The organism is Micromonospora sp. NPDC005710 (assembly GCF_040630995.1).
Taxonomy (GTDB): domain Bacteria; phylum Actinomycetota; class Actinomycetes; order Mycobacteriales; family Micromonosporaceae; genus Micromonospora.
On sequence record NZ_JBEXYP010000015.1, the window covers coordinates 41,539 to 60,725 of the forward strand.

Consider the following 19,187-nt stretch of genomic DNA (forward strand, 5'->3'; position numbering starts at 1 on the left):
GAGTCGAGACGACGATAAGTAGGGATTGAAGTGGCCGCCGCAGACGCGCTCGCCAAGGTACGCAACATCGGCATTATGGCGCACATCGATGCCGGTAAGACCACGACCACCGAGCGAATCCTGTTCTACACCGGCATCACGTACAAGATCGGTGAGGTCCACGAGGGCGCTGCCGTCATGGACTGGATGGAGCAGGAGCAGGAGCGTGGTATCACCATCACCTCCGCTGCTACCAAGTGTGAGTGGAAAGACCACACGATCCAGATCATCGACACGCCCGGCCACGTCGACTTCACGGTCGAGGTCGAGCGGTCGCTGCGGGTCCTGGACGGTGCGGTAGCGGTCTACGACGGTGTCGCCGGCGTGGAACCGCAGACGGAGAACGTCTGGCGGCAGGCCGACAAGTACAACGTCCCGCGTATGTGCTTCGTCAACAAGCTCGACCGGACCGGCGCCGACTTCTTCCGCTGCGTGCAGATGATGATCGACCGGTTGAACGCCACTCCGCTGGTGCTCCAGATCCCGATCGGGCTCGAGGGCGACCACATCGGTGTCGTCGACCTGATCGGCATGCGCGCCCTCACCTGGCGTGGGGAGACCCAGAAGGGTGACGACTACGCGGTCGAGGAGATCCCGGCCGACCTGGCCGACTCCGCTGCCGAGTGGCGCGAGAAGCTGCTGGAGACCCTGGCCGACGTCGACGACTCGGTGATGGAGAAGTACCTGGAAGGCGAGGAGATCTCCGTCGAGGAGATCAAGGCCGCCATCCGGCGTTCCACGATCGCCGGCAAGGCCAACCCGGTGTTGTGCGGCTCGGCGTTCAAGAACAAGGGCGTTCAGCCCATGCTCGACGCCGTTGTCGACTTCCTGCCGTCGCCGCTGGACGTTCCGGCGATCGAGGGTACGGCCACCGACGGCGAGACCCCGCTGCTGCGTAAGCCGTCCAACTCGGAGCCCTTCTCCGGCCTGGCGTTCAAGATCCAGACGGACAAGCACCTGGGCAAGCTCACCTACGTGCGGGTCTACTCCGGCACGCTCGATTCCGGCTCCCAGGTGGTCAACTCCACCAAGGACCGCAAGGAGCGGATCGGCAAGATCTACCAGATGCACGCCAACAAGCGGGAAGAGCGTCCGTCGGCGCAGGCCGGCGACATCATCGCCGTGCAGGGTCTCAAGCAGACCACCACCGGCGACACTCTCTCCGACCCGGCGAACCCGGTCATCCTGGAGTCGATGACGTTCCCGGAGCCGGTCATCTCGGTGGCGATCGAGCCGAAGACCAAGTCCGACCAGGAGAAGCTGGGCACCGCCATCCAGCGCCTGGCCGAGGAGGACCCGACCTTCCGCGTCCAGTTGGACGAGGAGACCGGTCAGACGGTCATCTCCGGCATGGGTGAGCTGCACCTGGACATCCTGGTCGACCGGATGCGCCGCGAGTTCAACGTCGAGGCCAACGTCGGCAAGCCGCAGGTGGCGTACCGCGAGACCATCCGCCGCAAGGTGGACAAGGTCGAGTACACCCACAAGAAGCAGACCGGTGGTTCCGGCCAGTACGCCCGCGTGATCGTGAGCGTCGAGCCGCTTCCGCTGGACAACGACTCGCCGACCTACGAGTTCGCCAACGGCGTCAGCGGCGGCCGCATCCCCCGGGAGTTCATCCCCTCGGTGGACGCCGGTGCGCAGGACGCGCTGCAGTACGGCATCCTGGCGGGCTTCCCGCTGGTCGGCGTCAAGCTGACCCTGCTGGACGGCCAGTACCACGAGGTCGACTCGTCGGAAATGGCATTCAAGATCGCCGGCTCGATGGTGATGAAGGACGCGGCCCGCAAGGCCGACCCGGCGTTGCTCGAGCCGATGATGGCCGTTGAAGTCACCACTCCTGAGGAGAACATGGGTGACGTCATCGGTGACCTCAACTCCCGTCGCGGCATCATCCAGGCGATGGAGGAGCGCAGCGGCGCCCGCATCGTCCGGGCCCTGGTGCCGTTGTCGGAGATGTTCGGCTACGTCGGCGACCTGCGGTCGAAGACCCAGGGCCGGGCTAGCTACAGCATGCAGTTCGACTCCTACGCCGAGGTTCCGCAGAGCGTCGCGAAGGAGATCATCGCCAAGGCAACGGGCGAGTAACGCCCTGAGCTGGTGATTCGTGGTTGGTCGCGGGAGGGTTCACCCGCCTGCGGCCACCACGATCGGATTGCGTGAGACCGGGCCTGTAGGCTTCATCGCCGCAGAACCCACAAAGGCTCTCCGGCCGTCAGGCCGGAAAGGCTGTCGACAGAGTCCTAAGCGCCGACCGGCGCGCCGGGCGTACGAACCAAGAAGTCCACAGGAGGACACCAGTGGCGAAGGCTAAGTTCGAGCGGACTAAGCCGCACGTCAACATCGGCACCATTGGTCACATCGACCACGGTAAGACGACGCTGACGGCGGCCATCACCAAGGTCCTGCACGACCAGTACCCGGACCTGAACCCTTACACGCCGTTCGACGAGATCGACAAGGCGCCGGAGGAGAAGGCCCGCGGTATCACGATCTCGATCGCGCACGTCGAGTACCAGACCGAGTCGCGGCACTACGCGCACGTCGACTGCCCTGGTCACGCCGACTACATCAAGAACATGATCACCGGTGCCGCGCAGATGGACGGCGCGATCCTGGTGGTCGCGGCGACCGACGGCCCGATGCCGCAGACCCGCGAGCACGTGCTGCTGGCCCGTCAGGTCGGTGTGCCGTACATCGTCGTGGCGCTCAACAAGAGCGACATGGTCGATGACGAGGAGCTCCTGGAGCTCGTCGAGCTCGAGGTCCGTGAGCTGCTCTCCTCGCAGGAGTACCCGGGTGACGACCTGCCGGTCGTTCGGGTTTCGGCGCTGAAGGCCCTCGAGGGTGACCCCGAGTGGACCGGCAAGCTGCTGGACCTGATGGCCGCTGTCGACACCTCGATCCCGCAGCCGGAGCGCGAGGTTGACAAGCCGTTCCTGATGCCGGTTGAGGACGTGTTCACGATCACCGGTCGTGGCACCGTCGTCACCGGTCGCGTGGAGCGCGGCGTTCTCCTGCCGAACGAGGATGTTGAGCTCGTCGGTATCAAGGAGAAGAGCTTCAAGACCAAGGTCACCGCGATCGAGATGTTCCGGAAGACCCTTGACGACGCCCGCGCAGGCGAGAACGTCGGCCTGCTGCTGCGTGGTACCAAGCGCGACGAGGTCGAGCGCGGCATGGTCGTCGTGAAGCCGGGCTCGAACACCCCTCACACGGAGTTCGAGGCGACGGTCTACATCCTCTCCAAGGAGGAGGGCGGCCGGCACACCCCGTTCTTCCAGAACTACCGTCCGCAGTTCTACTTCCGGACCACGGACGTCACCGGTGTCGTCACCCTCCCCGAGGGCACCGAGATGGTCATGCCTGGTGACAACACCTCCATGTCGGTGAAGCTGATCCAGCCCATCGCCATGGAGGAGAACCTCAAGTTCGCGATCCGCGAGGGTGGCCGCACCGTCGGCGCCGGGTTCGTCACCAAGATCAACAAGTGAGCTAGGTAACCCCGATTAGACCCGCCGCCGGTCGTGCGGCATACTAGTCAGGTTGCGTAACGACAGTTCGTCGCCTGTGTTCGGCTTTCGCTGAACCTCCGGGTGGCGAGTCAGTCGAGCGTAGGGTGGTTGGCGGCCCAGTCGCCAACCACCCTCGCACGGCGTTCAGGTCGCGGTAATGCGATCGGCGCCTTGACCCCCCGCGCGGTCAGCACCACTCCGGAACCACGGGGCGGAGCCCGGCCCGAGGGCGCGACACGCCCGACCGCGGGGGTCGGCGAAGTGGGCCTGTGCCAGCCGGTACAGGCGCCCGCAACACAGCGGCATCGAGAGAAGGAACAGAAGCCACCATGGCGGGACAGAAGATCCGCATCCGGCTCAAGGCCTATGACCACGAGGTCGTCGACTCCTCGGCTCGGAAGATCGTCGAGACGGTGACGCGCACCGGGGCGCAGGTCGCGGGCCCGGTGCCGCTGCCCACGGAGATCAACCGTTTCTGCGTTATCCGCTCGCCGCACAAGTACAAGGACTCGCGCGAGCACTTCGAGATGCGCACGCACAAGCGGCTGATCGACATCATCGACCCGACCCCGAAGACGGTCGACTCGCTCATGCGCCTCGACCTGCCGGCTGGCGTCGACATCGAGATCAAGCTGTAGGGACCGGACAAATGGACAGGCAAGTCAAGGGGATCCTGGGCGCCAAGCTCGGCATGACCCAGGTCTGGGACAACAACCGTGTTGTTCCCGTGACCGTGGTCGAGGCCGGCCCGTGCGTCATCAGCCAGGTTCGTAGCGCCGAGAAGGACGGTTACGCAGCGGTCCAGCTGGCCTACGGCACCATCGACCCGCGCAAGGTCAAGAAGCCGATCAGCGGGCACTACGCCAAGGCGGACGTGGCGCCGCGCCGGCACATCGTCGAGCTGCGCACCACGGACGCCGGGGAATACTCGCTCGGCCAGGAAGTCACTGTCGACGAGTTCCCGGCCGGCGTCACCATCGACGTCACCGGCAAGACCAAGGGCAAGGGCTACGCCGGCCCGATGAAGCGGCACGGCTTCCACGGTCTGGGCAGCAGCCACGGTGTCGAGCGCAAGCACCGCTCGCCCGGCTCCATCGGCGCCTGCGCCACTCCGGGTCGCGTCTTCAAGGGCACCCGGATGGCCGGCCGGATGGGTGGCGTGCGCTACACCGTGCAGAACCTCACCGTCCAGGCGGTCGACACCGAGAACAACCTGCTGCTCGTCCGCGGTGCCATTCCTGGCCCCAAGGGCGCGCTGGTTCTGGTCCGTACCGCGGCCAAGAGCAAGGTGAAGAAGGGCGGTGCGGCCAAGTGACCACCGTTGACGTGCGCACCGTCGAAGGCACCACCAGCAGCTCCGTGGAGTTGCCGGCGGACATCTTCGACGTGCAGTCCAACGTCGCGCTGATGCACCAGGTCGTGGTGGCCCAGCTCGCGGCGGCCCGACAGGGCACACACAAGACCAAGACCCGGGCTGAGGTCGCCGGTGGCGGCAAGAAGCCTTACAAGCAGAAGGGCACCGGTCGCGCCCGGCAGGGCTCGATCCGCGCGCCGCAGTTCGCCGGCGGTGGCGTCGTGCACGGTCCCGTGCCGCGCGACTACAGCCAGCGGACCCCGAAGAAGATGAAGGCCGCCGCTCTGCGGGGTGCCCTCTCCGACCGGGCCCGCGCCGGGCAGGTGCACGTCGTCGAGGCGTTCGTCTCGGGCGAGAAGCCGTCGACCAAGGCGGCCCTTGCCACGCTGACCAAGCTCACCGAGGCCCGTCGGGTCCTGGTCGTGCTGAGCAGCACCGACGAGCTGAACTGGGTGTCGCTGCGCAACGAGCCGCGGGTGCACCTGATCGAGTCCGGCCAGCTGAACACGTACGACGTGCTGGTGGCCGACGACGTGGTCTTCACCAAGGACGCCCTGGACGAGTTCCTGGGTGTGCCCGCCGAGACCACCGAGGAGGGTGGCAAGTGAGCACCATCGCCGACCCGCGCGACATCATCGTGGCGCCGGTCGTCTCGGAGAAGAGCTACAGCGAGCTGAACCGGAACTGGTACACCTTCCTGGTGCACCCGGACGCGAACAAGACCGAGATCAAGATCGCTATCCAGCAGATCTTCAACGTCCGCGTCCTGACGGTCAACACGCTCAACCGCCAGGGTAAGCGCAAGCGCACCAAGACCGGTTTCGGTCAGCGCAAGGCGACCAAGCGGGCGATCGTCAAGCTGGCTGACGGTGACCGTATCGAGGCCTTCGGCGGCCCGGTCAGCTGAGGGGTGTAGACAATGGCTATCCGTAAGTACAAGCCGACGACGCCGGGCCGACGTGGCTCGAGTGTCGCTGACTTCGCCGAGATCACCCGGTCCACGCCGGAGAAGTCGCTGCTGGCTCCGTTGCCGAAGAAGGGCGGGCGTAACGCCCACGGCCGGATCACCACGCGGCACCACGGCGGCGGTCACAAGCGCCAGTACCGTCTGATCGACTTCAAGCGGGTCGACAAGGACGGCGTGCCGGCGAAGGTCGCTCACATCGAGTACGACCCGAACCGCACGGCGCGTATCGCGCTGCTGCACTACGCCGACGGCGAGAAGCGGTACATCCTCGCGCCGAAGGACATGAAGCAGGGCGACCGCGTCGAGTCCGGTCCGGGCGCCGACATCAAGCCGGGTAACAACCTGCCGCTGCGCAACATCCCGGTCGGTACCACGATCCACAACGTGGAGCTGCGTCCGGGCGGCGGGGCCAAGCTGGCCCGTTCCGCCGGCGTCGGCATCCAGCTGCTCGGCCGCGAGGGCGCGTACGCGACCCTGCGTATGCCGTCCGGTGAGATCCGGCGGGTGGACGTTCGCTGCCGCGCCAGCGTCGGCGAGATCGGCAACGCCGACCAGTCGAACATCAACTGGGGTAAGGCCGGCCGGATGCGGTGGAAGGGCAAGCGCCCGACCGTCCGTGGTGTCGCCATGAACCCGGTCGACCACCCGCACGGTGGTGGTGAGGGTAAGACCTCCGGTGGTCGCCACCCGGTCAACCCGCAGGGTAAGCCCGAGGGCCGCACCCGCCGTAAGGGCCAGCCGAGTGACCGGCTGATCGTCCGCCGTCGCTACGCCACGCGTAAGCGCGGCTGAGGGAGATAAGACATGCCTCGCAGCCTGAAGAAGGGCCCGTTCGTCGACGACCACCTGCTCAAGAAGGTGGAAGTTCAGAACGACAAGGGCTCCAAGAACGTGATCAAGACCTGGTCGCGGCGCTCGACGATCATCCCCGAGATGCTGGGGCACACGATCGCGGTGCATGACGGACGCAAGCACGTCCCGGTGTTCGTGACCGAGGCGATGGTCGGGCACAAGCTCGGCGAGTTCGCGCTGACCCGTACGTTCAAGGGTCACGAGAAGGACGACCGGAAGAGCCGTCGGCGCTGACGCCGCGGGCATACGGATAGAGGGAACAAGGGGTTACAGCGATGCCAGGAAAGGGCGACGCTCCGGTGCTTCCGGGCGCGCGGGCGGTTGCGCGGCACGTGCGCATCTCGCCGATGAAGGCGCGCCGGGTGGTCAACCTCGTCCGCGGCCTGCCCGCGAAGGAGGCTCTCACGGTGCTGCAGTTCGCGCCGCAGGCTGCGAGCGAGCAGGTGTACAAGGTGCTCGCTAGCGCGATCGCCAACGCGGAGAACAACGAGCGGCTGGACCCCGACGCGCTGCTCGTCAGCGAGGCCTTCGTTGACGAGGGCCCGACGATGAAGCGGTTCCAGCCGCGGGCGCAGGGTCGGGCGTACCGAATCCGCAAGCGCACCTGCCACATCACCGTGGCGGTCGAAGCGGTCGCGCCGGCAGCGCCGAGGAAGGCCGCGGCGAAGAAGGCCGCCCCGGCCACGGAGGCCGCACCGGCCGAAGCGCAGAGCAAGACGGAGGACGCCGAGTAATGGGTCAGAAGGTTCACCCCACTGGGTTCCGGCTCGGCATCTCGACCGACTGGAAGTCCCGCTGGTTCGCGGACAAGCTCTACAAGGACTACATCGGCGAGGATGTCAAGATCCGCCGCATGATGTCCAAGGGCCTCGAGCGTGCCGGAATTTCCAAGGTCGACATCGAGCGCACCCGCGACCGGGTCCGGGTCGACATCCACACCGCCCGGCCGGGCATCGTCATCGGCCGTAAGGGTGCGGAGGCCGACCGGATCCGCGGCGAGCTGGAGAAGCTCACCGGCAAGCAGGTTCAGCTGAACATCATCGAGGTGAAGAACCCCGAGTCGGACGCTCAGCTTGTCGCGCAGGGCGTGGCCGAGCAGCTGTCCAGCCGGGTCAGCTTCCGTCGGGCGATGCGCAAGGCCATGCAGTCGGCGATGAAGAACCCGGTCTGCAAGGGCATCCGGGTTCAGGTCTCGGGTCGCCTCGGCGGCGCCGAGATGAGCCGGACCGAGTTCTACCGTGAGGGCCGGGTTCCGCTGCACACGCTGCGGGCCAACATCGAGTACGGCTTCTTTGAGGCCCGTACCACGTTCGGCCGGATCGGTGTGAAGGTCTGGATCTACAAGGGCGACGCCGTCATGGGCCGGGAGACTCCGGCCGAGGCTGGTCCGTCCCGCCCGCGTCGTGGTGAGCGCGGCGACCGTCCCGAGCGTCCGCGCCGTGGCCGGTCGGGTTCGTCCGGCACCACGGCCGGTGGCACCGAGGCCGGTCGGGCTGCTGCGACCACCATCGCGCAGCAGGCCGAGACGCCGAGCGGCGAGCCGGTGGACAGCGCTGCTGTCGCCGCCACTGCTGCTCCGGCAGAAACGCAGCAGGAGGGCTGACAGATGCTGATGCCGCGCAAGCCTCCGAAGGGCTTCCGCAAGCCGCACCACCCGGACCGCAGTGGCGCGTCCAAGGGTGGTAACCGGGTGGTGTTCGGCGAGTTCGGGATTCAGGCTCTCGAGCCGGCGTACGTGACGAACCGGCAGATCGAGTCGGCACGTATCGCGATGACTCGCCACATCAAGCGTGGTGGCAAGGTCTGGATCACGATCTTCCCGGACCAGGCCCTCACCAAGAAGCCCGCCGAGACCCGGATGGGTTCCGGCAAGGGCTCGCCCGAGTGGTGGGTCGCCAACGTCAAACCGGGGCGGATTCTCTTCGAGATGTCCTTCCCCAGCGAGCAGACCGCGCGAGAGGCCATGCGTCGCGCGATCCACAAGCTCCCGATGAAGTGCCGCATTGTTACGCGCGAAGTGGGTGAATCCTGATGGCAGCGGGCGTTAAGGCGACCGAGCTGCGTGAGCTCTCCGAAGAGGAGCTGGTCACGAAGCTGCGGGAGGCCAAGGCGGAGCTGTTCAACCTCCGCGTACAGGCCGCAACCGGGCAGCTGGACAACAACCGGCGGTTGCAGGTCATCCGTCGGGAGATCGCCCGGATCTACACGATCATGCGTGAGCGTGAGCTGGGGCTCTCGGCCGCGCCGACTGAGGTGACTGCATCATGACCGAAGAGACCGCCACCGCCGCCGCGCGGTCGCGCCGCAAGGTCCGCGAGGGCCTGGTGATCAGCGACAAGATGGACAAGACCGTCGTTGTCGAGGTCGAGGACCGGGTTCGGCACGCGCTGTACGGCAAGATCATGCGCCGTACCGCCAAGCTGAAGGTGCACGACGAGCAGAACGCCGCTGGCACCGGTGACCGGGTTCTCATCATGGAGACCCGGCCGCTGAGCGCCACCAAGCGTTGGCGGATCGTGGAGATCCTGGACAAGGCCAAGTAGCGAAGGCTCGAGCCCGGCGGTTGCGTCGGGCGTAGGTTCCGCCAGGCTCCGGCCGCTACGGCGGCCGGAGAACCGGCAGACATAGGAGATAGACGTGATTCAGCAGGAGTCGCGACTGCGCGTCGCCGACAACACGGGTGCTCGGGAGATCCTTTGCATCCGGGTTCTCGGTGGCTCCGGTCGGCGCTACGCGAGCATCGGCGACGTCATCGTGGCCACGGTCAAGGACGCGATCCCGGGTGCCGGCGTGAAGAAGGGCGATGTCGTCAAGGCGGTCATCGTTCGCACGGCCAAGGAGAGGCGTCGGCCGGATGGCTCGTACATCCGCTTCGACGAGAACGCCGCCGTCATCATCAAGGACGGCGGGGACCCGCGTGGAACCCGTATCTTCGGCCCGGTGGGTCGGGAGCTGCGGGACAAGCGGTTCATGAAGATCATTTCCCTCGCGCCGGAGGTGTTGTGACCGTGAAGGTCAAGAAGGGCGACACGGTCGTCATCATCGCCGGCAAGGACAAGGGTGCCAAGGGCAAGGTCATCCAGGCCTACCCGCGGCAGGACAAGGTCCTGGTCGAGGGCGTGAACCGGGTCAAGAAGCACACCCGCATCAGCACCACCCAGCGTGGCGCCAAGACCGGCGGCATCGTCACTCAGGAGGCCCCGATCCACGTCTCGAACGTGCAGGTCCTGGACTCCGACGGCAAGCCGACCCGCGTCGGTTACCGGATCGACGACAACGGCCAGAAGGTCCGCATCGCGCGTAGCACCGGTAAGGACCTCTGATGACCACGGCTACCGAAAAGACCCTGCCGCGCCTCAAGGAGCGGTACCGCAACGAGATCGTGGCCCAGCTGCGTGAGCAGCGCAGCTACGGCAACCCCATGCAGGTGCCGCGGCTGGTCAAGATCGTCGTCAACATGGGTGTCGGCGAGGCTGCTCGCGACGCCAAGCTGATCGACGGCGCGGTCCGCGACCTCGCCACGATCACCGGCCAGAAGCCGCAGGTGCGGCGGGCGACCAAGTCCATCGCGCAGTTCAAGCTCCGCGAGGGCATGCCGATCGGCGCGAAGGTGACTCTTCGCGGCGACCGGATGTGGGAGTTCCTGGACCGGCTGCTCTCCATCTCGCTGCCGCGTATCCGCGACTTCCGCGGCCTCGATGGGCGCAAGCTGGACGGGCACGGCAACTACACGTTCGGTCTGACCGAGCAGTCTGTGTTCCACGAGATCGACCAGGACCGGATCGATCGCCAGCGGGGCATGGACATCACGGTGGTCACCACCGCCACGACCGACGACGAGGGCCGGGCGCTGCTCAAGCTCCTGGGCTTCCCGTTCAAGGAGAACTGAGATGGCCAAGAAGGCGCTGATCATCAAGGCGGCCGCGAAGCCGAAGTTCTCGGTTCGCGCGTACACCCGCTGCCAGCGGTGCGGGCGTCCGAAGGCGGTCTACCGCAAGTTCGGGCTCTGCCGGATCTGCATCCGGGAGATGGCTCACCGTGGTGAGCTTCCGGGCGTGTCCAAGGCTTCCTGGTAAGGGCGACCGCGTCCCGGCCGTCGGCCGGGAACTCCTGCACCGATTAGGTATTGCTCTTCGCCGTAGGCCCGGGGCTGATGCCCCGGGAACCCCGGCGAGAAAGGCTGACGAAATCCATGACGATGACCGACCCGATCGCAGACATGCTCACGCGTCTGCGTAACGCCAACCAGGCGTACCACGATCAGGTGAAGATGCCCTACTCCAAGATCAAGGCGAACATCGCCGAGGTCTTGAAGGCCGAGGGTTACATCGCCACCTGGTCGGTCGAGGAGCCCGAGGAGGGTGCCGTCGGCAAGCGACTGGTCGTCGAGCTGAAGTACGGCCAGAGCCGCGAGCGGAGCCTGGCCGGCATCAAGCGCGTGTCCAAGCCCGGTCTCCGGGTGTACGCCAAGTCGGACGGGCTCCCGCGGGTGCTCGGTGGGCTGGGCGTGGCGATCATTTCGACGTCCCAGGGGCTGCTGACCGACCGGCAGGCCCGCAAGCGGAGTGTTGGCGGGGAAGTCCTCGCCTTCGTCTGGTAACGGGAGACAGGTAGAAATGTCGCGAATTGGACGTAAGTCGATCCCGGTGCCAGCCGGCGTCGACATCACGATCGACGGGCAGACCGTCAAGGTCAAGGGCCCCAAGGGCCAGCTCCAGCACATCCTCGCCGAGCCGATCACGATCGAGCGGGCCGAGGGCGGGGAGCTGAGCGTCAACCGGCCGAACGACGAGCGCAAGGCCAAGGAACTCCACGGCCTGAGCCGTACGCTGGTTGCCAATATGATCGTCGGGGTCACCGAGGGCTACCGCAAGAGCCTGGAGATCGCCGGCACCGGTTACCGGGTCACCGCCAAGGGTTCGGACCTCGAGTTCGCGCTCGGGTTCTCGCACCCGGTGGTCGTTCCCGCCCCGGCAGGCATCACCTTCACTGTGGAGCGGCCGACCCTGTTCCACGTGGCTGGCATCGACAAGCAGCAGGTCGGTGAGGTCGCCGCCAACATCCGGAAGATCCGCCCGCCGGAGCCCTACAAGGGCAAGGGCGTCAAGTACCAGGGCGAGGTCATCCGCCGCAAGGCTGGAAAGGCAGGTAAGAAGTGAGCGCCACGCTGCTCAAGCGCCGCCGCGGTGTCGCCGCCAAGCGCGCCGTTGGGCGTGCGCGTCGACACTTCCGCGTCCGCAAGAACGTCAGCGGTACGGCCGAGCGTCCGCGCCTGGTCGTCACCCGCTCGCTGCGGCACATGGTCGCCCAGGTCGTCGACGACAACAAGGGTCACACCCTGGCGTCGGCGTCGACCCTGGACGCCTCGCTGCGCGGTGCGGAGGGCGACAAGAGCGCCCTGGCTGGCAAGGTGGGCGCGCTGCTCGCCGAGCGGGCCAAGGCTGCTGGCGTCTCCAAGGTCGTCTTCGACCGCGGCGGCAACCGGTACGCGGGGCGGGTCGCCGCGCTTGCCGATGCCGCCCGCGAAGCCGGGCTCGAGTTCTAACAACCCCGTCACGAGAGAGAAGGAAGGCTGCTGATGCCAGGTCAACAGCGCCGTGGCGGCGGGTCCGGTGGCAACGAGGGTGGTCGCCGCGACAACCGCCGTGAGGGCGGCCGCGGAAACGCGCCCGTCGAGAAGACCCCGCACCTCGAGCGGGTCGTCGCGATCAACCGCGTCGCCAAGGTCGTGAAGGGTGGTCGTCGCTTCAGCTTCACCGCCCTGGTGATCGTGGGCGACGGCGACGGCACGGTGGGCGTGGGCTACGGAAAGGCCAAGGAGGTGCCCGCGGCCATCGCCAAGGGTGTCGAGGAGGCCAAGAAGCACTTCTTCAAGGTCCCGCGGATCGGTCAGTCGATCCCGCACCCGGTGACGGGTGAGGACGCCGCTGGTGTGGTGCTGCTCAAGCCGGCCTCGGCCGGTACGGGTGTCATCGCCGGCGGACCGGTGCGTGCCGTGCTGGAGTGCGCCGGGATCCACGACGTGCTCTCCAAGAGCCTCGGATCGTCGAACCCGATCAACATCGTGCACGCCACTGTGGCGGCCCTGAAGGGGCTTGAGTCCCCCGAGCAGGTCGCGGCGCGTCGTGGTCTGCCGGTGGAGGACGTCGCGCCGGCCGCCATGCTGGCGTCGCGTGCGGGGGTGGCGCGCTGATGGCACGCCTGAAGGTCACCCAGCTCCGGTCCGGTATCGGGACCAAGCACAACCAGCGTGAGTCGCTGCGTTCGCTCGGTCTCAAGCGGATCAACGACGTGGTGGTCAAGGAGGACCGGCCCGAGATCCGCGGCATGATCTTCACTGTGAGCCACCTCGTGAAGGTCGAGGAGGTCGAGTAATGACGATCAAGGTGCATCACCTGCGCCCGGCGCCCGGTTCCAAGACCGCGAAGACCCGTGTGGGTCGCGGTGAGGGTTCCAAGGGCAAGACCGCTGGTCGCGGTACCAAGGGCTCCAAGGCCCGCAAGAACATCTCGGCGGCGTTCGAGGGTGGGCAGATGCCCATCCACATGCGCCTGCCGAAGATGAAGGGCTTCAAGAACAAGTTCAAGGTGGTCTTCCAGGTGGTCAACCTGGACCGACTCGCTGAGCTGTTCCCGAACGGTGGTCAGGTCGGCCCGCTGGAGCTGGTGGAGTCCGGCGCGGTCCGCAAGGGTCACCCGGTCAAGGTCCTCGGCACCGGGGATCTCGGCGGTGTGGCGCTCCAGGTGTCGGCGCACGCGTTCAGTGCGTCGGCCAAGGAGAAGATCGCTGCCGCCGGTGGCTCCGTCACCGAGCTGTAAGGCGTACGACCATGGCGCCCGTCCAGTTGAACGCAACTGGCGGGCGCCATGGTCTGCCTGGGGCCTGAGCGCCCGGTAACATCGGAATCGATTTATGTAGTCGGGCGCATCTGCCCGGACCGGGGTGAGGCTGTTAGAGTCCCATCCCAGCCATGGATTGCGGGCACTCGCTCGTGATCCAACCCGACCCGCCAGGGATCACCGGCGGCCCGCCTCGCGCAGGAGGAAGAAGTTGCTGTCCGCCTTTCTCAGTGCGTTCCGTACGCCTGACCTGCGCAAGAAGCTGCTGTTCACAGTAGGCATCATCGCGGTCTACCGGCTGGGTGCAACGCTCCCCAGCCCGGGCGTCTCGTACGGCAACGTGCAGAAGTGCCTCGACACCATCCAGGGTGACACCACCGGGGTGGTGAACCTGCTCAACCTCTTCTCCGGCGGAGCGCTGCTACAGCTCTCGGTCTTCGCGCTGGGCATCATGCCCTACATCACCGCGTCGATCATCCTGCAGCTGCTGACCGTCGTGATCCCCCGCCTGGAGCAGCTCCGCAAGGAGGGCCAGGCCGGTCAGGCGAAGATCACGCAGTACACGCGCTACCTGACCCTCGGCCTCGGTGTGCTGCAGGCCTCGGCGTTCGTCGCCCTGGCCCGCTCCGGCCAGCTGTTCCAGAACAAGTGCGACCAGTTCCCGATCATCCCGACCGGCACCGGCATCCCGGACTGGCTGACCCTGGCCATCCTGGTGATGACGATGACCGCCGGCACCGGCATGGTCATGTGGCTGGGTGAGCTGATCACCGACCGCGGCGTCGGCAACGGCATGTCCGTCCTGATCTTCACCTCGATCGCGGCGCGGCTGCCCAGCGAGGGCTGGCAGATCAAGACCAGCAAGGGCTGGGACATGTTCGCCCTGGTCATCGCGCTGGTCCTGGTGGTCATCACCGCTGTCACCTTCATCGAGCAGGCGCAGCGCCGGATCCCGGTGCAGTACGCCAAGCGGATGATCGGCCGGCGGATGTACGGCGGCACCTCGACCTACATCCCGCTGAAGGTCAACCAGGCGGGTGTGATCCCGGTCATCTTCGGGTCGTCGCTGCTCTACCTGCCGCAGCTGGCGCTGCAGTTCTTCGACCAGACCGACCCGGGCAAGACCCAGTCGTGGATCCAGAACAACCTGGTCAACCCGAGCAGCCCGATCTACATCTCGGTCTACTTCCTGCTGATCATCTTCTTCACGTACTTCTACGTCTCGATCACGTTCAACCCGACCGAGGTCGCTGACAACATGAAGAAGTACGGCGGGTTCGTCCCGGGCATCCGCCCGGGTAAGCCGACCGCCGACTACCTCGACTTCATCCTCAGCCGGATCACCCTGCCGGGCGCGATCTACCTCGGCGTGATCTCGATCCTGCCGAACTTCTTCTTCATCTGGCTGGACAACCAGCAGTACCAGAACTTCCCGTTCGGCGGCACCGCTGTGCTCATCATGGTCGGCGTCGGTCTGGAGACCGTGAAGCAGATCGAGAGCCAACTCATGCAGCGGAACTACGAAGGGTTCCTGCGGTAGATGAGACTCGTTCTGGTTGGCCCGCCGGGGGCGGGCAAGGGGACACAGGCCGAGTTCATCGCCGCGCACCTTTCGGTGCCGAAGATTTCGACCGGAGACATCTTCCGGTCGAACGTCACTCAGGGCACTCCGCTCGGTGTCGAGGCGAAGCGGTACATGGACGCGGGCGAGCTGGTTCCGGACGAGGTGACCATCAACATGGTCCGGGACCGGCTGGCCGAGCCCGACGCCAGCGAGGGTTTCCTGCTCGACGGCTTCCCGCGGACGACTCCGCAGGCGGCCGCTCTGGACAAGCTCCTCGCCGATCTGGGAACCGCCCTGGATCTGGTCCTGGAGTTGGTCGTGGACGACGACGAGGTGATCCGGCGGCTCTCCGGTCGGCGTACCTGCCGGGGCTGCGGCAAGATCTGGCACGTCGAGTTCGACGCCACCACCCGGCCGGGCATCTGTGACCGGTGCGGCGCCGAGCTGTTCCAGCGCGACGACGACAAGCCGGAGACGATCGCCACGCGGCTCCGCGAGTACAGCGAGAAGACCGCACCCCTGGTCGACTACTACGGCGCTCAGGGCAAGCTCGTCGGGATCGACGCCACCGGGCCGGTGGAGGACGTCACCACCCGGGCCATCGACGCGTTGCGGTCGTACGGCGGCTGAGGTCCGGCCGGGCCACGGCGGATAGAGTGCGAACAGCGGGGTACGCGTCATGTGCCCCGCTGTTCGGCAACGAAAGGTAACCGCTCCATGCGTCGTCCCCAGCTGGACATCCAGCTGAAGACCCCTGACCAGATCGAGAAGATGCGGGCCGCCGGGTTGGTGGTTGCCGAGGCGCTGCTCCGGATGCGGGAGGCTGTCGCCCCCGGTGTGAGCACCGCCGATCTGGACGCCATCGCCGAGACGACCATCCGTGAGGCGGGCGGTGTTCCGTCGTTCAAGGGCTACCACGGGTTTCCGGCGTCGATCTGTTCCTCGGTCAACGAGCAGATCGTGCACGCCATCCCGTCGCCGAAGCAGGTGCTGCAGGCCGGTGACCTGATCTCCATCGACTGCGGCGCGGTGCTGGACGGGTGGCACGGCGACTCGGCGATCACGGTGGGGGTGGGTGACGTCGACCCGGCGTTGCTGAAGATGGCCGAGGTCGCCGAGGACGCGATGTGGGCCGGCATCGCCGCCGCCGCGCGTGGTGCGGCCAGCGGCAAGGGCCGCCTGACCGACATCTCGCACGCGGTGGAGACCGCTGTCCGCAGGGGCGGCCGGTACGGCATCGTCGACGGCTACGGCGGGCACGGCATCGGCACCGAGATGCACCAGGACCCGCACGTGCTCAACCACGGCCGGCCGGGCAAGGGCCCGAAACTGGTCACCGGGATGGCGCTGGCCATCGAGCCGATGATCACCATGGCGTCCCCGCGTACCGTCGAGTTGGCCGACGGGTGGACGGTCGTCACCCGGGACGGTTCGGTGGCCGCGCACGTCGAGCACTCGATGGCGCTGCTGTCGGACGGCGTCTGGGTGCTCACCGCGTTCGACGGTGGCCGGGCCCGTCTGGGCGATCTGGTGACTGCCCGCCAACCCGCTGCCACCACGACCCCCTGATCGCACCCCCGCCCCGGTGATGCCGGGGTGGGGCGGGACTGGCGCGACGGTGGCATGCTTGCCCGCATGGACGGGCGCGACGGGATGCGAGCCGCTGACTCGGACCGTGCGGCGGTGGCCGACCGGTTACGGATGGCCCTGGACGAGGGTCGACTGGATCTGCACGAGTACGACGAGCGGTTGCAGCGGGCCTACGCGGCACGCACGTACGCCGATCTGGAGGCTCTGCTCACCGATCTGCCGCCGGTGACGCCGGCGCAGCGGTCGGGTCTGGCGCCGGCCGCCGGGTCGACGGTGGGTCCGCCCGGTTCGGCCGTCACCACTGGCGTCACGGCCCGCTGGCTGGCCGAGGTGTGGTCCCCGTACCTGCGGGTGATCGCCATCGTGGTGACGATCTGGGCGGTGACGTCGTTGCTCAGCCAGGATCTGCTCTACTTCTGGCCGGGCTGGGTGGCGGGGCCGTGGGGCGCGGTGCTGGTCGTCCGTACGGTCTCCGGGCTGGCCGGGAAGGAGCCCCAGCGCCAGGCCGTCAAGCGCCAACGCCGCCGGGAGCGCAAGCAGACAAAGCGCGCCATCAAACGGAACAGCGCCCCACCAGCCTCCTGAGCCCCAGCCGTCACCCAGTCGATCATGGGGCTGACGGCACCCATCCCGGCGTGTCGTGCCGTCAACCCATGATCAATGGGGCCGAGGGCGGGGCCGTTCGGGTCGCCGCGCCGTGGGGTGGGGTGGTCGGTTTGGCGGGGGAGTGCAGGCCGGCGTACACTTTCAGATCGGCGCACAGCGTCCACTCCGGCATGCCCACCCTGCGCTTCGGTGGGAGCTGGAGCCGCGGCTGGCGCGGGCTTCTGATTCTGATCAGATTTCCGTGTAAGACGTTGTGGGCCGCCCGGTGCAATCGACGTCAGGACAGCGGAGGACATGCCGAAAAAAGACGGAGCCATTGAGATCGAGGGTCGAGTCATCGAGCCTCTGCCGAACGCCATGTTCCGGGTGGAGCTTGCGAACGGCCACAAGGTGTTGGCTCACATCAGCGGCAAGATGCGGCAGCACTACATCCGCATCCTTCCGGAGGACCGGGTCGTCGTCGAACTCTCGCCGTACGACCTGACCCGCGGGCGCATCGTCTACCGCTACAAGTAGTCCTGACGACGGCCGGGAAGTCCGTGTCCGTCTTCGACGTCCGGTGTCGCGCAGAGCGCGTCCCCGGGCCAGATGGGAAGTAAGGCAACCGTGAAGGTCAAGCCGAGCGTCAAGAGGATCTGCCAGAAGTGCCGGGTTATCCGCCGGCACGGCCGGGTCATGGTCATCTGCAGCGACCCGCGCCACAAGCAGCGCCAGGGCTGACTCAGCCCGTCCGGCCGGAACACGGCCGGGTGGCGTTGGTCCGGGCAGATCCCCAGCGACACACACATCACACATGCTCGTCCCAGCCGCGGGCGGTACGCCAGTCGTACCTCTGCGTGGCTGACCCCCGGTCGGAGGCCGGGGCCCGCTCGGGCAGCGACCGATCCCGGTCGCCGGCGCTCACTGCGTCGGAAAGACGGGACGGCCGGTAGCGGGGTGGGACGGGTCCACACCTCCGCCACACATCACGAGGAGTACGCCCGCACATGGCACGTCTAGTCGGCGTGGATCTCCCCCGCGAAAAGCGGTTGGAGATCGCGCTCACCTACATCTTCGGGGTCGGTCGCACCCGCGCCCTGGAGACACTCGCCGCTACCGGCATCTCGCCGGACAAGCGCGCTCGGGACCTCACGGACGAGGAGCTCGTGCAGCTCCGCGACCACATCGAGGGCAACTACAAGGTTGAAGGCGACCTGCGCCGCGAGGTCGCCGCTGACATCCGCCGCAAGGTTGAGATCGGCTGCTACGCCGGCATCCGGCACCGCCGGGGCCTGCCCGTGCGTGGCCAGCGGACCAAGACCAATGCCCGGACCCGCAAGGGCCCGAAGCGGACCGTCGCCGGCAAGAAGAAGCCCGGCAAGAAGTAGTTCTTGACCGGAATCCGGGTCGATGTCGGGTCTAGGAAGACCCGTGCGGCCCGATCCGGAAAGTCAACTAGGAGCGCACAGACTTATGCCACCGAAGGCTCGTGCCGGAGCCGCTGTAAAGAAGGTCCGGCGCAAGGAACGCAAGAACGTCGCCCACGGGCAGGCGCACATCAAGAGCACGTTCAACAACACCATCGTGTCCATCACGGACCCGACCGGTGCGGTCATCTCCTGGGCCTCCGCTGGCCAGGTGGGCTTCAAGGGCTCCCGCAAGTCGACTCCGTTCGCCGCGCAGCTGGCCGCCGAGGCTGCCGCGCGTCGCGCCATGGAGCACGGCATGCGCAAGGTCGACGTGTTTGTCAAGGGCCCCGGCTCCGGCCGGGAGACCGCTATCCGTTCGCTGCAGGCCGTCGGGCTGGAGGTCGGCCAGATCGCCGACGTCACCCCGCAGCCGCACAACGGATGCCGTCCGCCTAAGCGTCGTCGGGTCTGAG

The 19,187-nt window shown here is 67.0% G+C and carries 31 protein-coding genes; all 31 read left to right on the forward strand.

Features of this window, described 5'->3' with window-relative positions; genetic code table 11:
• Window positions 1-30: 30 nt before the first annotated feature.
• The 31 genes from fusA (at window position 31) to rpsK (ending at window position 19,186) form a co-directional block, all read left to right on the forward strand.
• Window positions 31-2,127 (forward strand): elongation factor G, encoded by a 2,097-nt coding sequence (gene fusA / locus ABZ406_RS20675; RefSeq protein WP_357763933.1) that lies wholly within the window; start codon window positions 31-33, stop codon window positions 2,125-2,127.
• A gap of 212 nt (window positions 2,128-2,339) precedes the next feature.
• Window positions 2,340-3,533: an elongation factor Tu gene (tuf, locus tag ABZ406_RS20680; RefSeq protein WP_357763936.1), complete on the forward strand. Its 1,194-nt coding sequence runs from the start codon at window positions 2,340-2,342 to the stop codon at window positions 3,531-3,533.
• A 350-nt stretch (window positions 3,534-3,883) separates the two neighbouring features.
• On the forward strand, window positions 3,884-4,192 hold the full coding sequence (gene rpsJ / locus ABZ406_RS20685; RefSeq protein WP_007073037.1) for a 30S ribosomal protein S10: 309 nt from the start codon (window positions 3,884-3,886) through the stop codon (window positions 4,190-4,192).
• 11 nt (window positions 4,193-4,203) lie between these two features.
• On the forward strand, window positions 4,204-4,869 hold the full coding sequence (gene rplC, locus ABZ406_RS20690) for a 50S ribosomal protein L3 (RefSeq protein ID WP_357763939.1): 666 nt from the start codon (window positions 4,204-4,206) through the stop codon (window positions 4,867-4,869).
• Entirely contained in the window at window positions 4,866-5,516 is a 651-nt protein-coding gene (rplD, locus tag ABZ406_RS20695) for a 50S ribosomal protein L4 (protein WP_357763942.1), read from the forward strand. The genes rplC and rplD overlap by 4 nt, the downstream gene beginning before the upstream one ends.
• Window positions 5,513-5,815, forward strand: coding sequence for a 50S ribosomal protein L23 (gene rplW, locus ABZ406_RS20700; protein ID WP_007465304.1), 303 nt, complete (start codon window positions 5,513-5,515; stop codon window positions 5,813-5,815). Before rplD ends, rplW begins: the two co-directional genes overlap by 4 nt.
• A gap of 12 nt (window positions 5,816-5,827) precedes the next feature.
• A complete protein-coding gene (rplB, locus tag ABZ406_RS20705) occupies window positions 5,828-6,667 on the forward strand; it encodes a 50S ribosomal protein L2 (protein WP_053653944.1) in 840 nt (279 codons plus the stop codon).
• 12 nt (window positions 6,668-6,679) lie between these two features.
• Window positions 6,680-6,961, forward strand: a complete 282-nt coding sequence (rpsS, locus tag ABZ406_RS20710) for a 30S ribosomal protein S19 (RefSeq protein ID WP_007465299.1) — start codon at window positions 6,680-6,682, stop codon at window positions 6,959-6,961.
• Window positions 6,962-7,002: 41 nt separating this feature from the next.
• Window positions 7,003-7,461 (forward strand): 50S ribosomal protein L22, encoded by a 459-nt coding sequence (rplV, locus tag ABZ406_RS20715; protein WP_007465297.1) that lies wholly within the window; start codon window positions 7,003-7,005, stop codon window positions 7,459-7,461.
• On the forward strand, window positions 7,461-8,330 hold the full coding sequence (gene rpsC, locus ABZ406_RS20720; RefSeq protein WP_030489589.1) for a 30S ribosomal protein S3: 870 nt from the start codon (window positions 7,461-7,463) through the stop codon (window positions 8,328-8,330). The genes rplV and rpsC overlap by 1 nt, the downstream gene beginning before the upstream one ends.
• Window positions 8,331-8,333: 3 nt before the next feature.
• Window positions 8,334-8,759: a 50S ribosomal protein L16 gene (rplP, locus tag ABZ406_RS20725; RefSeq protein WP_357763946.1), complete on the forward strand. Its 426-nt coding sequence runs from the start codon at window positions 8,334-8,336 to the stop codon at window positions 8,757-8,759.
• The gene (gene rpmC, locus ABZ406_RS20730) at window positions 8,759-8,995 is read left to right on the forward strand and encodes a 50S ribosomal protein L29 (RefSeq protein ID WP_007465283.1); all 237 of its coding nucleotides are present in this window, start codon (window positions 8,759-8,761) and stop codon (window positions 8,993-8,995) included. The genes rplP and rpmC overlap by 1 nt, the downstream gene beginning before the upstream one ends.
• Entirely contained in the window at window positions 8,992-9,270 is a 279-nt protein-coding gene (gene rpsQ, locus ABZ406_RS20735; protein ID WP_357008045.1) for a 30S ribosomal protein S17, read from the forward strand. Before rpmC ends, rpsQ begins: the two co-directional genes overlap by 4 nt.
• Before the next feature lie 94 nt (window positions 9,271-9,364).
• On the forward strand, window positions 9,365-9,733 hold the full coding sequence (gene rplN / locus ABZ406_RS20740; RefSeq protein WP_023358185.1) for a 50S ribosomal protein L14: 369 nt from the start codon (window positions 9,365-9,367) through the stop codon (window positions 9,731-9,733).
• The gene (gene rplX / locus ABZ406_RS20745) at window positions 9,730-10,050 is read left to right on the forward strand and encodes a 50S ribosomal protein L24 (RefSeq protein WP_203120238.1); all 321 of its coding nucleotides are present in this window, start codon (window positions 9,730-9,732) and stop codon (window positions 10,048-10,050) included. Before rplN ends, rplX begins: the two co-directional genes overlap by 4 nt.
• Window positions 10,050-10,616, forward strand: a complete 567-nt coding sequence (rplE, locus tag ABZ406_RS20750) for a 50S ribosomal protein L5 (protein WP_110563094.1) — start codon at window positions 10,050-10,052, stop codon at window positions 10,614-10,616. Before rplX ends, rplE begins: the two co-directional genes overlap by 1 nt.
• A gap of 1 nt (window position 10,617) precedes the next feature.
• Complete coding sequence (locus ABZ406_RS20755; protein ID WP_272613587.1) at window positions 10,618-10,803, forward strand: type Z 30S ribosomal protein S14; 186 nt, start codon at window positions 10,618-10,620, stop codon at window positions 10,801-10,803.
• Between the two features lie 116 nt (window positions 10,804-10,919).
• Window positions 10,920-11,327 (forward strand): 30S ribosomal protein S8, encoded by a 408-nt coding sequence (gene rpsH, locus ABZ406_RS20760; protein ID WP_272613586.1) that lies wholly within the window; start codon window positions 10,920-10,922, stop codon window positions 11,325-11,327.
• Window positions 11,328-11,343: 16 nt separating this feature from the next.
• A complete protein-coding gene (gene rplF, locus ABZ406_RS20765; RefSeq protein ID WP_357763953.1) occupies window positions 11,344-11,886 on the forward strand; it encodes a 50S ribosomal protein L6 in 543 nt (180 codons plus the stop codon).
• Between the two features lie 8 nt (window positions 11,887-11,894).
• Window positions 11,895-12,272 (forward strand): 50S ribosomal protein L18, encoded by a 378-nt coding sequence (gene rplR / locus ABZ406_RS20770; protein ID WP_357764232.1) that lies wholly within the window; start codon window positions 11,895-11,897, stop codon window positions 12,270-12,272.
• 33 nt (window positions 12,273-12,305) lie between these two features.
• Window positions 12,306-12,920: a 30S ribosomal protein S5 gene (rpsE, locus tag ABZ406_RS20775; RefSeq protein ID WP_007465263.1), complete on the forward strand. Its 615-nt coding sequence runs from the start codon at window positions 12,306-12,308 to the stop codon at window positions 12,918-12,920.
• A complete protein-coding gene (rpmD, locus tag ABZ406_RS20780) occupies window positions 12,920-13,102 on the forward strand; it encodes a 50S ribosomal protein L30 (RefSeq protein WP_007465262.1) in 183 nt (60 codons plus the stop codon). Before rpsE ends, rpmD begins: the two co-directional genes overlap by 1 nt.
• Window positions 13,102-13,545: a 50S ribosomal protein L15 gene (rplO, locus tag ABZ406_RS20785; RefSeq protein ID WP_030329906.1), complete on the forward strand. Its 444-nt coding sequence runs from the start codon at window positions 13,102-13,104 to the stop codon at window positions 13,543-13,545. The genes rpmD and rplO overlap by 1 nt, the downstream gene beginning before the upstream one ends.
• 232 nt (window positions 13,546-13,777) lie before the next feature.
• Window positions 13,778-15,106 carry a preprotein translocase subunit SecY gene (secY, locus tag ABZ406_RS20790; protein WP_357763957.1) on the forward strand — a complete coding sequence of 443 codons (1,329 nt, stop codon included), beginning with the start codon at window positions 13,778-13,780 and terminating at the stop codon, window positions 15,104-15,106.
• Window positions 15,107-15,760, forward strand: coding sequence for an adenylate kinase (locus ABZ406_RS20795; RefSeq protein ID WP_088950228.1), 654 nt, complete (start codon window positions 15,107-15,109; stop codon window positions 15,758-15,760). It abuts the gene before it with no gap.
• Between the two features lie 87 nt (window positions 15,761-15,847).
• Complete coding sequence (gene map / locus ABZ406_RS20800) at window positions 15,848-16,699, forward strand: type I methionyl aminopeptidase (RefSeq protein ID WP_357763960.1); 852 nt, start codon at window positions 15,848-15,850, stop codon at window positions 16,697-16,699.
• 66 nt (window positions 16,700-16,765) lie between these two features.
• Window positions 16,766-17,305 (forward strand): DUF1707 domain-containing protein, encoded by a 540-nt coding sequence (locus ABZ406_RS20805; protein ID WP_357763963.1) that lies wholly within the window; start codon window positions 16,766-16,768, stop codon window positions 17,303-17,305.
• Between the two features lie 315 nt (window positions 17,306-17,620).
• On the forward strand, window positions 17,621-17,842 hold the full coding sequence (infA, locus tag ABZ406_RS20810; protein ID WP_007073013.1) for a translation initiation factor IF-1: 222 nt from the start codon (window positions 17,621-17,623) through the stop codon (window positions 17,840-17,842).
• Window positions 17,843-17,932: 90 nt separating this feature from the next.
• Window positions 17,933-18,046 (forward strand): 50S ribosomal protein L36, encoded by a 114-nt coding sequence (rpmJ, locus tag ABZ406_RS20815; protein WP_088952025.1) that lies wholly within the window; start codon window positions 17,933-17,935, stop codon window positions 18,044-18,046.
• 266 nt (window positions 18,047-18,312) lie between these two features.
• Complete coding sequence (gene rpsM / locus ABZ406_RS20820; protein ID WP_030329917.1) at window positions 18,313-18,693, forward strand: 30S ribosomal protein S13; 381 nt, start codon at window positions 18,313-18,315, stop codon at window positions 18,691-18,693.
• An 85-nt stretch (window positions 18,694-18,778) separates the two neighbouring features.
• Complete coding sequence (gene rpsK, locus ABZ406_RS20825; RefSeq protein WP_030329919.1) at window positions 18,779-19,186, forward strand: 30S ribosomal protein S11; 408 nt, start codon at window positions 18,779-18,781, stop codon at window positions 19,184-19,186.
• Window position 19,187 lies beyond the last annotated feature (1 nt).

What these genes read in the sequence shown, in the direction of transcription:
- rpsJ (WP_007073037.1), top strand. Translation starts at nt 3,884, where the DNA reads ATGGCGGGACAGAAGATCCGCATCCGGCTCAAGGCCTATGACCACGAG.
- rplC (WP_357763939.1), top strand. Translation starts at nt 4,204, where the DNA reads ATGGACAGGCAAGTCAAGGGGATCCTGGGCGCCAAGCTCGGCATGACC.
- rplB (WP_053653944.1), top strand. Translation starts at nt 5,828, where the DNA reads ATGGCTATCCGTAAGTACAAGCCGACGACGCCGGGCCGACGTGGCTCG.
- rpsS (WP_007465299.1), top strand. Translation starts at nt 6,680, where the DNA reads ATGCCTCGCAGCCTGAAGAAGGGCCCGTTCGTCGACGACCACCTGCTC.
- rplV (WP_007465297.1), top strand. Translation starts at nt 7,003, where the DNA reads ATGCCAGGAAAGGGCGACGCTCCGGTGCTTCCGGGCGCGCGGGCGGTT.
- rpsC (WP_030489589.1), top strand. Translation starts at nt 7,461, where the DNA reads ATGGGTCAGAAGGTTCACCCCACTGGGTTCCGGCTCGGCATCTCGACC.
- rplP (WP_357763946.1), top strand. Translation starts at nt 8,334, where the DNA reads ATGCTGATGCCGCGCAAGCCTCCGAAGGGCTTCCGCAAGCCGCACCAC.
- rpmC (WP_007465283.1), top strand. Translation starts at nt 8,759, where the DNA reads ATGGCAGCGGGCGTTAAGGCGACCGAGCTGCGTGAGCTCTCCGAAGAG.
- rpsQ (WP_357008045.1), top strand. Translation starts at nt 8,992, where the DNA reads ATGACCGAAGAGACCGCCACCGCCGCCGCGCGGTCGCGCCGCAAGGTC.
- rplE (WP_110563094.1), top strand. Translation starts at nt 10,050, where the DNA reads ATGACCACGGCTACCGAAAAGACCCTGCCGCGCCTCAAGGAGCGGTAC.
- ABZ406_RS20755 (WP_272613587.1), top strand. Translation starts at nt 10,618, where the DNA reads ATGGCCAAGAAGGCGCTGATCATCAAGGCGGCCGCGAAGCCGAAGTTC.
- rpsH (WP_272613586.1), top strand. Translation starts at nt 10,920, where the DNA reads ATGACGATGACCGACCCGATCGCAGACATGCTCACGCGTCTGCGTAAC.
- rplF (WP_357763953.1), top strand. Translation starts at nt 11,344, where the DNA reads ATGTCGCGAATTGGACGTAAGTCGATCCCGGTGCCAGCCGGCGTCGAC.
- rpsE (WP_007465263.1), top strand. Translation starts at nt 12,306, where the DNA reads ATGCCAGGTCAACAGCGCCGTGGCGGCGGGTCCGGTGGCAACGAGGGT.
- rpmD (WP_007465262.1), top strand. Translation starts at nt 12,920, where the DNA reads ATGGCACGCCTGAAGGTCACCCAGCTCCGGTCCGGTATCGGGACCAAG.
- rplO (WP_030329906.1), top strand. Translation starts at nt 13,102, where the DNA reads ATGACGATCAAGGTGCATCACCTGCGCCCGGCGCCCGGTTCCAAGACC.
- ABZ406_RS20795 (WP_088950228.1), top strand. Translation starts at nt 15,107, where the DNA reads ATGAGACTCGTTCTGGTTGGCCCGCCGGGGGCGGGCAAGGGGACACAG.
- map (WP_357763960.1), top strand. Translation starts at nt 15,848, where the DNA reads ATGCGTCGTCCCCAGCTGGACATCCAGCTGAAGACCCCTGACCAGATC.
- ABZ406_RS20805 (WP_357763963.1), top strand. Translation starts at nt 16,766, where the DNA reads ATGGACGGGCGCGACGGGATGCGAGCCGCTGACTCGGACCGTGCGGCG.
- infA (WP_007073013.1), top strand. Translation starts at nt 17,621, where the DNA reads ATGCCGAAAAAAGACGGAGCCATTGAGATCGAGGGTCGAGTCATCGAG.
- rpsM (WP_030329917.1), top strand. Translation starts at nt 18,313, where the DNA reads ATGGCACGTCTAGTCGGCGTGGATCTCCCCCGCGAAAAGCGGTTGGAG.
- rpsK (WP_030329919.1), top strand. Translation starts at nt 18,779, where the DNA reads ATGCCACCGAAGGCTCGTGCCGGAGCCGCTGTAAAGAAGGTCCGGCGC.